This window comes from Actinomyces urogenitalis DSM 15434 (assembly GCF_000159035.1).
GTDB lineage: Bacteria > Actinomycetota > Actinomycetes > Actinomycetales > Actinomycetaceae > Actinomyces > Actinomyces urogenitalis.
On the sequence record NZ_DS999574.1, the window covers coordinates 775,534 to 787,196 of the forward strand.

Sequence of the window (11,663 nt, forward strand, 5' to 3'; positions counted from 1 at the left end):
GACAGCGCCGAAGGGGTGGCGCGCGCCGTCGTCGGCCCTCCCTCCGCGGCGCAGGTGTGAGGCACGCGTGCTGTCACCTCGCTCACCTCGCCGCCTGGCAGGGCACCGCACGGCATACCCTTGGCCGCGATGAGCACTCGCACCCGGACGATGATGACGTCCAAGATTCACCGCGCCACCGTCACCCAGGCCGACCTCAACTACGTCGGCTCGATCACGGTGGACGCTGCGCTGCTGGAGGCCGCTGACCTGCTGCCCGGCGAGCGTGTGGACATCTGCAACTGCACCAACGGCAACCGCCTGTCCACCTACGTCATCCCCGGCGAGCGTGGCGCGGGCGAGATCTGTGTCAACGGGGCGGCGGCGCACCTGGTCTCGCCCGGGGACATCGTCATTCTCATCGCCTACTCCCAGATCGACGACGCCGCCGCACGCACCTACCTGCCCCACGTCGTCTTCGTGGACGCCAAGAACCAGATCGTGGACCGGGGCAGCGAGCCTGGCCAGGTTCCCGTCGACTCTGATGTTGCCCGGCTGCAAGGCCTGGTGTCCTCCGGGGTCAGCTTCGAGCAGGCTCGCGGCTGAGGCCGAGGCGCCCTGCTCCTGGCCCGCCGCCGCGCAGTCCCCTCCCTTTAGGCTTAGGTCCCGTGAAGGCACGCGTCATCCTGCTCACCGGCCCCTCCGGCTCTGGCAAGACCTCTCTCCTGCGCAGGGTAGGCGCACGCCGGCTCAAGCTGGACGACTTCTACCGTGATGGTGACGAGCCTGGCATGCCGCTGCTGGATGGGCGGGTGTCCGGCGAGGCTGGCGTGAGCCAGTCGCAAGCCATGAGCCTCATTGACTGGGACCACCCGGCCAGCTGGGATGCTGAGCGCGCGATGACGGCGATCCTCCAGCTGTGCCAGAGCGGTCGGACGACGGTGCCGGTCTACTCGATCGCTGACAACGCGACCGTGGGCAGCGAGGTGCTGGAGCTCGGGGCGGAGACAGCTTTCGTGGCCGAGGGGATCTTTGCTGCTGAGCTCGTGGAGCGTTGCCGTGAGGCCGGTGTGCTGGCTGATGCCCTGGTGCTGCGCAGGCCGACAATCCAGACCTGGTGGTTCCGGCTGCGCCGGGATGTCAATGAGCACCGCAAGCCCCTGCACGTCCTGCTGACGCGTGGGGTGCGCCTGGCGCGTGAGGAGCCGGCCAAGATTGCCGCCTGGGTGCGCCAGGGGTGCCGCGCCGTCTCCCGCCAGGAGTGCGAGGACACGATCCGGGGGCTGATCCGCTCCTGAGCCGCTGTTTGGCGGGCGCCTGGCCGATAGGCAGGCGTTGGCTCTGCCTGCCTTGCTTCTTTTCAGTGCTGCCTCTGCTGTTTTGCGGCGCCGACCCTGCGTGACTCCAGCGCCATCCTGATTGGTGTACGTACCTGCGCGGATAGGTGCGTACACCTAGGACTGTGGCGTGCTCCCCGGGGCCCAGGGAGCACGCCACAATCGCGGGTGCACGTATCAATGGGGGTAGCGCTGCTTTTGTCGCGCGCTCGCGGGCTCAGGCGCGCTTGACCAGCGGGAAGGTGATCGTCTCGCGGATGCCCTGGCCGGTCAGGGCCATGAGCAGACGGTCGATGCCCATGCCCATGCCGCCACAGGGTGGGAAGCCCTGCTCCATGGCCACGAGGAAGTCCTCATCCAGCACCATGGCCTCGGGGTCGCCGTTGGCGGCGGCCAGGGCCTGGGCCTCGAAGCGCTCGCGCTGGACCACCGGGTCGGCCAGCTCGGAGTAGGCGGTGCCCAGCTCGAAGCCGCGCACGTACAGGTCCCACTTCTCCGTCAGCCCCGGCTTGGAGCGGTGGTAGCGGGTCAGCGGCGAGGTGTCCTCGGGGAAGTCGTAGACGAAGGTCGGGGCCCACAGCTTGTTTCCGACCGTCTCCTCGAAGATGTCCTCGACGATCTTGCCGGCCACCGCGAAGTCATCCACCTCCAGGTCCAGCTTCTCAGCCAGGGCCACGAGGTGCTCGCGGGGAGTCTCGACCGTGATCTCCTCGCCCACGGCGTTGGAGACCGAGGTGTACAGGTCGATCTTGTCCCACTCGCCTGACAGGTCGTACTCGGTGCCGTCGGCCAGAGTGACGACCTCCTTGCCCTCCTCCAGGCCGAAGGCGTCACGGGCCGCCTGCTGGACGAGGTTGCGGGTCAGCTCAGCCATGCCGTTGTAGTCGGAGTAGGCCTCGTAAGCCTCCAGCGCGGCGAACTCGGGGGAGTGGGAGGAGTCGGCGCCCTCGTTGCGGAAGTTGCGGTTGATCTCAAAGACGCGGTCGACGCCGCCCACCACGGCGCGCTTCAAGTAGATCTCCGTGGCGATGCGCAGGTAGAGATCCATGTCGAAGGCGTTCATGTGGGTGACGAAGGGCCGTGCAGCCGCGCCTCCGTGGATGACCTGGAGCATGGGGGTCTCCAGCTCCAGGTAGTCGCGGCGGTGGAAGTTCTCGCGCAGGGAGCGCACGACGGCGGCGCGGGTGCGCACCATGTCACGGGCGGCCGGGCGGGTGAGCAGGTCGAGCTCACGGCGGCGCACGCGGTTGTCCTCGGACAGGGAGACGGTCTCGCCCTTGTCATTGGTCCAGGTCTTGGGCAGCGGCCGCAGGGCCTTGGAGGCGATGCGCCAGGCCGGGACCTCGACGGCGTCGTCGCCGAGCTCGGGCAACTGCTCGGCGGAGTGGCCGGCGGTCAGGGCGGTCTCAGCCATGACGGACAGCTCGCCGCGGCGCGAGGAGATGACGCGGCCGTGGACGAAGAGGTGGTCGCCCAGGTCGACGTCGGACTTGAAGGAGGCCAGGCTCGTGTGACCCTCGCCGGGCAGGTTCTTGGCGGAGATCATGGCCTGCAGGGTCCGGCCGGCGCCGTCGGCCAGGGCAACGAAGCACAGCTTGCCCGAGGAGCGCAGGAAGGTCACGCGCCCGGCCACGCCTACGACGTCGTCAGTCTCCTGGTCGGCCTCCAGGTGGCTGTAGCGCTCGCGGACAGCCTGGATGGTGGTGGTGACGGGCACCTGGACCGGGTAGGGCTCCCAGCCCTCGGCGCGCAGGCGTTCACGCTTGGCGGCGCGGATCTCGAACTGCTCGCCCGGGCCGGGCTCGGCCTTGGACTGCTTCTTGGCCGCCTGCTTGTCCTGGGCCTGGGAGGCATCGGCGGGCAGGGAGGCAGAGCGTTCAGTCGCGTCAGTCATGGGGGAAGTCTAGCGGTCACAGGAAGCGCAGGCCGACGCCGGTTGGTGGGGCGGCGCAGGGCATTGGAACGGGCCGTTGGCGATTGGTGCGTGCCTTCCTGAATGTGCAGCGCTTGTCAGAGCCTGGGACGCACGTACCAATCGCCGAAGGCCGTCTCAATCGGGGAAAGCACGCAGCAGACGGCATGTCCGGGCCTCCGATCTCCCCGGTTCCCACGTTCCAGCAGCGCACGACGACGCCGCCCGCCTCGCGAGCGAGACGAGCGGCGCCGTCGTGGGTCATGACAGGCGAGCAGCCGCAAGCGGCGCGCAGCCTGCGCCCAGCCTCAGTTCTCGGCCGTCAGCAGCGCCTTCATACGAGAGCGCGAGCCCTGCTCGCGCAGGGCGGCGAGCTCGGACAGGTAGGTGGAACGGAAGCGCTCGTCCTCGGCGAGGTTGGAGAAGATGGCGGCGTTGCGGATGAAGGCCAGCTCGCCCTCACCGCCACGCCCAGCCTCCTGGGCCTGGGAGAAGGGCCGCAGATCGTCCACCTGCTCAATCTCCCCGCCGTTCTCGTCGCGTCCGAGCACACCGAGCGACCACGCCGCGCACAGCGCCGTACCCATGCGGATCGGGCGGCCGGCGGCGAGGTTCTCACGCAGTCCGGCGAGCACAAACTTGGGCATGCCCGAGGGGCCGAAGAAGGCCAGGCGCGCCAGGGTGTCGGCGATGGCCTCGTTAGTGAAGCGCTCGAAGAGGGTGTCGATGTACTCACGCAGGTCGATCCCGGGCACCGGCCGCAGGGTCGGCAGCACCTCGCGGTCGAGGTAGGTGCGGATCCAGGTCGAGATGTCCGCGTCCGCGGCGGCGTCGTGGGCGTAGGTCATGCCCAGCAGGCGCCCCCAGTGGCCCAGCGCCTGGTGGGAGCCGTTGAGCAGACGCAGCTTCATCAGCTCGTAGGGCACCACGTCCTCCACCAGCTGGACGCCCACCTCCTCGTACGGCGGGCGGCCCAGGGTGAACTGGTCCTCCAGCACCCACTGGGTGAAGGGCTCAGCGACCACGGGCCAGTTGTCGTGCACACCGAGGACCTTCTCGGCCTCCTCGATGTCCGCCGGCGTGGTCTTGGGGGTGATGCGGTCGACCATGCAGTTGGGGAAGGAGACGTTGGCCTCGATCCACTGCGCGAGCTCGGGATCGCTCATGCGGGCCTGGGAGACGACGGCGGTGCGGGCGGCGTGCCCGTTGCCCGGCAGGTTGTCACAGCTCATGACGGTGAAGGGCGCGGTGCCGGCCGCGCGGCGAAGGCGCAGCGCCTCAACGATGTAGCCGAAGGAGGTCTCCGGCTCGCTGGGGTGGGCGGCGTCGTGCACGGCCCCGGCCGAGTCGGTGCGGAAGGCGCCGGTGACGTCGTCGATGTTGTAGCCGCCCTCGGTGACGGTGAGCGAGACGATGCGGGTGGTCGGTGCGGTCATGACCTCAAGGACGCCGTCGCGGTCCTCGGGGGCGAACTTGTAGTCGTGGATCGAGCCGATGATCGAGGTCTCGTGGTGGCCGTCGGGGTGCTTGAGGGTGAGGGAGTACAGGTAGTCCTGTGCGGTCAGGGCGTCGCGCATGGCGCAGTCCTGGGGCATCAGTCCGACGCCGCAGATGCCCCAGTCCAGGGCCTTGTCTTCGCGCATGAGGCGGTCGAGGTACATGGCCTGGTGGGCGCGGTGGAATCCGCCCACGCCCATGTGGACGATGCCGGTGGTGACGGCGGAGCGGTCGTAGGTGGGGGCGAGGGGGTGGGTGGCCAGGGTGGTCATGGCAGTGTCCTTGTCAGTCGAGGCGGATAGAGGTGAGTGTGCAGTCAGGTGGGTGTCTCAGCGAGCCAGGAGGGCGTCGTCGGGCGTGGGGGCTGAGCCGGAGCGATGGACGACGGTGGGGCCTGCCTGGCCGCTCAGGGCGCCGGGGGCGTTGGTGGGCTTGGTGCCGGCCTCGCCTGCCTTGAGCTCGGCCAGGGCCTCAGCGGTGACCAGAAGGTCAGTGGTGTCGATGATCTTGGCGTTGCCGGGGAGCTTGAGGGCGAAGGTGAGGGCGAAGGTGAGGGCGAAGGCGATGACGTACAGGCCCGCGAGCCCGACGGCGACCCACAGGTAGCCCGAGGCGGTGGTCTCATCGCCCAGCAGGAGGGTGACGATGGCCGGGCCGACGAAGGCGCCCAGGCCTGCGCCGAGGTTGAGGATGGCCAGCGCGTTGCCGGTCTCGCCCTGGGCGTGGGCGGTGATCAGCGGCGTCGTCGGCACGAAGGCGGACAGGCCGATGCCGATGGCGGCGGTGCCCAGCGCGATGAGGAAGAAGCTCGGACCGGCGATGATGGGGATGAGGTACATGTAGACCAGCGAGGCGGCGCAGATGGGAGCAGCGGCCCACTGGATGGTGTTGCGCCAGCCGATCTTGTCTCCCATGACGCCCCAGAAGACGTCGCCGATGATGGCCACGAGGCCAAAGATCGAGAACTCCAGGATGGCCTGGGACTCGGGCATGCCGAAGACCTTGTGGAGGTAGACCACGTAGAAGGCCTGCATGCCGTACTGGCCGGAGAGGTTGATGACCTTGACGATCCCGCCGATGGGGACCTTGGGGTAGCGCCACAGCACCGTCACGGCGGAGGAGACCGAGGCGGCGATGGACTTGCCCTGGTTGAGGTCGGCAGAGGGGTGACGGGCGAGGAAGGCCATGCCGAGGCCGCCACCGACGGCGGCCAGGGCCCATCCGGCCCACAGGGTGGCGGTGTGGCCGATGGCGGGGACGAAGAAGCTGGACAGGTAGGAACCCAGCAGCTGCATGCCGAGCGAGAAGGCGAACCAGAACCAGCCCGAGGCAGAGGACTGGCGGGCGGCGGGGGTGACCATCATGACCCAGGTGAGGAAGCCGTAGGCAAACATGGGGTAGCCGAAGCCGCGCAGGCCGTAGATGACCATGAGCAGGGGCAGGCTGTGGGAGGCGATGGCCACGGTGATGAACAGGGCATCGAAGATAAGGAAGGAGACCAGGCCGATTGCCATGACCTTGCGGCAGCCCAGGGCGTCGCACAGCGCGCCGGACAGGAACGCGGCGATCGCGACGACGACCCCGTAGGAGGTGACGATCATGGAGGCCTGGGAGACGGAGAATCCGACCTCGGGGGTGGACAGGTAGCTGGTGATCCACACGGCCTCGATACCGTCACCGATGACGAAGATGACGACGGCGAGGAAGCCGACGGCGAGGTCGGTGGGGAATCCGCTGCGTTGGATCGCGGCGACGATCTTGTTCGAGATGGGCATCGAGGCACCTTCCGGGACGACGTTGTCTGCGGGCGGGAGCGCGGGCGTGGTGCCCGGTTCCGGCTGCGCAAGAATCCTGACGCCTGGTTGTGCCCGCGTGGTGACCGGTGTGCCTGGTCTGGATGACCGTTGCGTGTGTGCTTGGAGTGGTGGTGAGGGTTGGAATCGTGCGACGAAAGTGGATGATGTGGGGCGAGTCATGGTGCCAGGTGACCGAAGTGGGTGTGAACGGTGACCGGTGTGGCGGGTGGGGCGGCTGCCTGGGAGGCTAGGGAGCTAGAGACTGCGCAGGGCGCAAGGCCTTGGCGGGGGGGGGGAGGGCGTTACCATGCTGTGTGTCTCCCTTGTCTGCGCCCTGAGTCTCCCCGGTTCGGTGTGGGCAGTCGTGATCGATGAGGATGGTTCCCCATGAGGCTTCCCAAGTCTGTTCTTGGTGTCCTTGCTGCGGGTGCGTTGTTGCTTGGTGGCGCGGTGCCTGCTGTGGCTGAGGACGCGGTTCCCGGTGACGGGCCGACGACGTCGGTGTCCGCCCCTGCTGATGAAGCGGGGGGTGCGGAATCTGATGCACAAGACTCAGACAACGCTGTAGTCGAGGAGCCTTCTTCTCAGGGCGCCGATGGGTCATTGCCTTCGCCGCTGAGCAAGGTCATGGTCGGCCGCTCAGAGGATCGTGCCGCGAATGTGGTGCAAGAGCCGGTCATTGAGGCCAAGCTGACAGCTGGCGGGAACACCCTTGTGGATCTTGGCGACTCCTCGACCACCGTGCAGTTGAACCGCGGTCAGTCCATGAACCTCGAGATCCATGCCGTATTCCCCGTGGCAACGGAGAAGCGTATCGATATCACGCTCAAGCCAGGAGTCCGCTATCGTGGCGACGCGTTCGCCCTCGATAAGACCCAGGGCTGGGTCCAGGAACTCAAAGACAACGGGCAGACTGTCCCGAGCAAGCAGGCTGATTCGGCGAAGAAGCCGACAACCATCTATGGCGCGAACATGAACGACGGCGTCCTGAGCTACGAGTTTCAGGACACCACGCAGGAAGTCACGTTCATGGTCCCCATCCAGCTGGTCTCACACCTCGACGGCGCCCTGACTGTCCCCGAGGGAGTAACGGTTGAGCAGTTCTACGTGGACGAGGCTGGCGCGCAGGCAAACGAGAAGCTCACGACCACAACGTCGCTGAAGAACCCGCGTGTTCTCAACACCATTGGGCGGAATGATGTCTGGAACAAAGTGAACGCTCAGGGAAATATCGAGGTTGGCCTCGATGACCCTCGCGGAACCACAGAGACTGTCAAATGGATCGCCAGCGCAAACGATCGCTCCCAGATTGTGGTCGATGATTATTTCTTCGCGCTTCTTGTTCCCGCGAAGGCTGAGTACCTGGGCTTGTATACGAAGCAAGGGGGAACCGATGTCTCCGATGCCGATCTGACAACCTTCAAGGCGGGGGAGCAGTTCACCAAGAGCGATGGAAGCACATACACCGTTCCGGAAGATAAGACGCTGTATGTGTGGCGCAAGGAGAATAAGCTCGTCACCTTCGAGAACGGGGACAATGCCTTCAATCCGATGTGGCGCTTCCCGGCTGCTAACTTCCCTGCAGGCACCATCGTGACGATCGAGCAGATCGATGTGGGCGTCAAGCTGCACAATCCCTACAGCGAGTCCTCCCACCTGCCCTACGACGCCAAGAAGCTCAGCTCGGTGAATTACGAGATCGTTGAGCCGACCGAGGACGTCTATGTCAACACGCAGATGTACCGGCCGAGCCGTGAGGCTGATTGGCCCCTGTGGGAGGGCTATATCGCCGACAACAACGTCTACATGGGCGCCCCCGGCTTCGAGCACACCCAGGAGCGCACCCTCGGATACTTCACCGTCGGAAACCGCGGCACTGGCAGCTCGCGGGCCAAGACGATCATCATCGACTACGACGTCAATAACACCGGCGTCGGCGGCGTAACGGCGCAGGCCCTGCCCTTCCTCTCGCGCGACTACGCCGGCGCGAAAGCCACCAAGGTCACCGACTTCAAGGTGACGCTGTGGGACTCGAACACGAATAGGACCAAGACCTATTCATATGACAACCCGCCTCAGCGGTTCCGCGTGCAGACGGTGCTCGGAGACGGCGCCCACGAGGGCGTGTATCTCAAGCACATCGAGTACAAGATCGACACGATTCCGGCTAAGACCTCGTTTGTCAGCTACAGGAGCCGCGCCGAGGCAAACGACGGCTCCGGCAAGGAAGACTTCAATCAACCCACTACCACGCTGCCGTATTTCGGTGTTGTGCGGAACAACACGGTCATCGAGAAGGGCAAGTGGGGAGACAATCCCACGTTGTTCAAGGCACGTATCCGCATTGAGAACACGGGTGATGAGGAGCCGGAGTTCAACCACCGTAACCAGGACATCTGGGACTGGGACGGCGACGGCGTCGCCGAGAACAACAAGTACGTGGGTCGTTCGAAGGACCATGTGACCATCGGCGATACCTTCACCGGATTCACCGGTAAGAGCTATATCGAGGGGCATAACTCGGGGAACTACGCGTGGCATGACGGTCTGATCGATCCGGTGATTGGCGAGCAGCAGGCTGATAGGTGGTTCAGCTACTTCCAGTCAGTCTGGAACGGATCCTCGACAGGCGCCCAGACGCTCAACGCGATCTACGTCATCAGCCCGTTCGGTTCGGATATGTCCTTCAGGCTGTACTCGCGCTCGGTCGGAGCCAAGCAAGCGTGGATGGAGAACAAGAACGGCATTGAGTACAGCGCTCAGGCTGACGTGTACGAGGTCGCACCTTCTGACAAACTCAAGGAGGCCTATCCCAAGGCCCGGGTGTACAAGCTCGACCTGACGAAGATCACCAACGAGAAAGATAAATACGAGATGCGCACGGGCGGTGCGCAGTTCTACTGGTATGAGGCGGCAAAGGCGGTCCCGTATACGACGAATATCGGGTACTGGGCTTACGACGGCGACATCGGCCTCAGGATCTCCTACACCTCTGACCCCACGAAGGATGAGGCACGCTACGTTGGCCCTCCGGGTGGCCTTTCCGCTGGATGGCGCGCCGACGAGGGCATCGTCTGGTACGAGTTCGACACGGACACGAAGGAAGAGCTCGTCCACGGTGGGGGCATGACCACCGACAGGTGGGACCTCAACGGCAACGGCTCGACCGACGACCTCTTCGGCCGTCCGGTCGGCGCTATCGAGCCCAAGTCGCCGACCGACGTCGTCGTGCAGTCGGCTGCGAAGATGGCGACCCAGCCCGATTCGCGCTATGTGACCTATGACGGGCGGAAGCGCACCGAGATCGGTGCGGAGTCCACGGTCGACTACCGCTTGATCGCCACCAACCCCACGCAGACGGCGGCGAACGGCCTCACGATCTACTGGCCGGTGCCGAAGGAGGGGCAGAACTGGGGTCAGGCGGTGCAGCCCACGAAGAAGGCCTTCGAGTTCACCATGAACCTGAACGGCGGAATCAAGAGCGAGCTCCCGGCTGGCTACACGGTCTCCTACGCGCGGGATGCCGAGCCCACGAGCCAGGCGCTCAAGTGGGGTGGTTTCGACTGGACGGACGAGGCCAATACGGCGTCCTGGACGGCAGAGGACTGGGCGAGGGTGAACTTCGTCCGGATCAGCTCCCCCGATGACGCTCAGATCCAGCCCAAGGAGGCGCAGACCTTCCTGTTCAACATGAAGGTCGGAGATGTCTCGCATGAGGTCGCGGAGACGAACCCCCTCGATGTCATGGCCCCTGCCTACCTGCGTGACCTCGGCTCCGGTAAGGGTTACCGCTATGGGCAGCCGGTCGCCATGCTCATCGAACCGGGCGTCATCACGGGCAAGGTCTGGTACGACATCGATAACGACAGCATCATCGACAAGGACGATGACGGTGAGGACCTCGAGCAGGCGATCCCCGACGCGGTGGCCGAGCTCAGGGATGAGCGCGGCGATCTGGTCGAGACGGTTCGTACCGGCGAGGACGGCACCTACAAGTTCCAGGGCCTTATCCCGGGCGACCGGGATCCCCTGGGCAAGAAATACACCGTGACGGTCTACAACCCCGCCCCGCCCAAGACCGATCAAGGCGAGGGCGCATCGAACCCGTACACGCGCTTCTCCCCGGTCACGGAGAAGGGCGATGTGAAGCTGACGGGGACTGCGGATGCGCAGAAGGCCGTGTCTGAGCCGGTGACCGCGAGCCTGGCGGGCAGAGTCGTGTTGAACGCCGGCCTGTCGCGTCCGCGCGCGGTTCAGGTTGAGAAGATCTGGGATGAGAACAACGGCGCCGGCGACCAGACCGCGACCACGGTGTCCGAGGTCAGCGTCAGGCTCCTGGCCAACGGCAAGGCGGCGAAGGACATCGACGGCAAGGCCGTGGGTAACCTGACGCTCAGCGCGGCCGGGACCTGGAAGGGCGTGTTCGAGAACCTTCCGATCAAGGACGCCGCCACGAACAAAGCGATCGAGTACACGGTCGAAGAGGCCTCGGTGCCAACGGGCTACAAGGCCACGGTGACCGGCAGCGACTCCGCCGGATACAAGATCACCAACAAGCGCTCGAAGGTCACGGTCAAGGTGACCAAGACCTGGAGCGACAACGAGAACCAGGACGGTAAGCGTCCGGACTCGGTGACGGTGCAGCTGAAGGCGAATGACACCGACGTCGCCGGGAAGACGCTCACGCTGAACGCGGGCAACAGCTGGAAGGGCGAGTTCGCCGGCCTGCTGAGCCACGACGATCAGGGCGAGATCTCCTACACGGTGGCCGAGACGAGCGTGCCCGAAGGGTACGAGGCCACCGTCACCGGTGATGCTGCCAGTGGGTTCACGGTGACGAACACGCTGGTGCGTGGTGTGGTGTCGTTGGTGAAGACCGACGCTGCTGGTGCGCCTCTGGTGGGTGCGGTCTTTGAGCTGCGCACCACTACCGGGCAGGTGTTGGACACCGTGACCAGTGGCGCGGACGGCCGGGTGGTGTTCGAGGGTGTTCCTGCTGGTTCCTACCGTGTGGTGGAGACCCAGGCGCCGGCGGGCTACGTCCTGTCTGGTTGGGCCAAGGCTGCTGTGATCGACCGGATGGGCGTGAGTGTGGATCTGGGTCGTGTGGTCAACACACCCGTCCCAGCCAAGCCTGTGGGG

The 11,663-nt window shown here is 65.7% G+C and carries 6 protein-coding genes; 3 read left to right on the forward strand and 3 right to left on the reverse strand.

Annotated features, from left to right (window positions below):
* Nucleotides 1–129: 129 nt before the first annotated feature.
* Nucleotides 130–585, forward strand: coding sequence for an aspartate 1-decarboxylase (gene panD, locus HMPREF0058_RS03380; protein ID WP_006548278.1), 456 nt, complete (start codon nt 130–132; stop codon nt 583–585).
* Nucleotides 586–647: 62 nt separating this feature from the next.
* Nucleotides 648–1,277: an ATP-binding protein gene (locus tag HMPREF0058_RS03385; RefSeq protein ID WP_006548279.1), complete on the forward strand. Its 630-nt coding sequence runs from the start codon at nt 648–650 to the stop codon at nt 1,275–1,277.
* Between the two features lie 256 nt (nt 1,278–1,533).
* Here HMPREF0058_RS03385 and HMPREF0058_RS03390 read toward each other — a convergent pair whose 3' ends face one another.
* From HMPREF0058_RS03390 to HMPREF0058_RS03400, 3 genes are all read right to left on the reverse strand, one after another.
* Entirely contained in the window at nt 1,534–3,210 is a 1,677-nt protein-coding gene (locus tag HMPREF0058_RS03390) for a lysine--tRNA ligase (RefSeq protein ID WP_006548280.1), read from the reverse strand.
* A 326-nt stretch (nt 3,211–3,536) separates the two neighbouring features.
* Nucleotides 3,537–4,997 carry a mannitol dehydrogenase family protein gene (locus tag HMPREF0058_RS03395; protein WP_006548281.1) on the reverse strand — a complete coding sequence of 487 codons (1,461 nt, stop codon included), beginning with the start codon at nt 4,995–4,997 and terminating at the stop codon, nt 3,537–3,539.
* A 57-nt stretch (nt 4,998–5,054) separates the two neighbouring features.
* Complete coding sequence (locus tag HMPREF0058_RS03400; protein WP_006548282.1) at nt 5,055–6,500, reverse strand: MFS transporter; 1,446 nt, start codon at nt 6,498–6,500, stop codon at nt 5,055–5,057.
* Between the two features lie 408 nt (nt 6,501–6,908).
* Between HMPREF0058_RS03400 and HMPREF0058_RS11710 the strand changes: the two genes are divergently transcribed.
* Nucleotides 6,909–11,663 (forward strand): Cna B-type domain-containing protein (locus HMPREF0058_RS11710; RefSeq protein WP_141560460.1); only part of this gene is annotated, 4,755 nt, incomplete at its 3' end.

Bases quoted from the DNA above. Each gene is read 5' to 3' on its own strand.
- panD (WP_006548278.1), top strand. From the start codon at position 130: ATGAGCACTCGCACCCGGACGATGATGACGTCCAAGATTCACCGCGCC.
- HMPREF0058_RS03390 (WP_006548280.1), bottom strand. From the start codon at position 3,210: ATGACTGACGCGACTGAACGCTCTGCCTCCCTGCCCGCCGATGCCTCC.
- HMPREF0058_RS03395 (WP_006548281.1), bottom strand. From the start codon at position 4,997: ATGACCACCCTGGCCACCCACCCCCTCGCCCCCACCTACGACCGCTCC.
- HMPREF0058_RS03400 (WP_006548282.1), bottom strand. From the start codon at position 6,500: ATGCCCATCTCGAACAAGATCGTCGCCGCGATCCAACGCAGCGGATTC.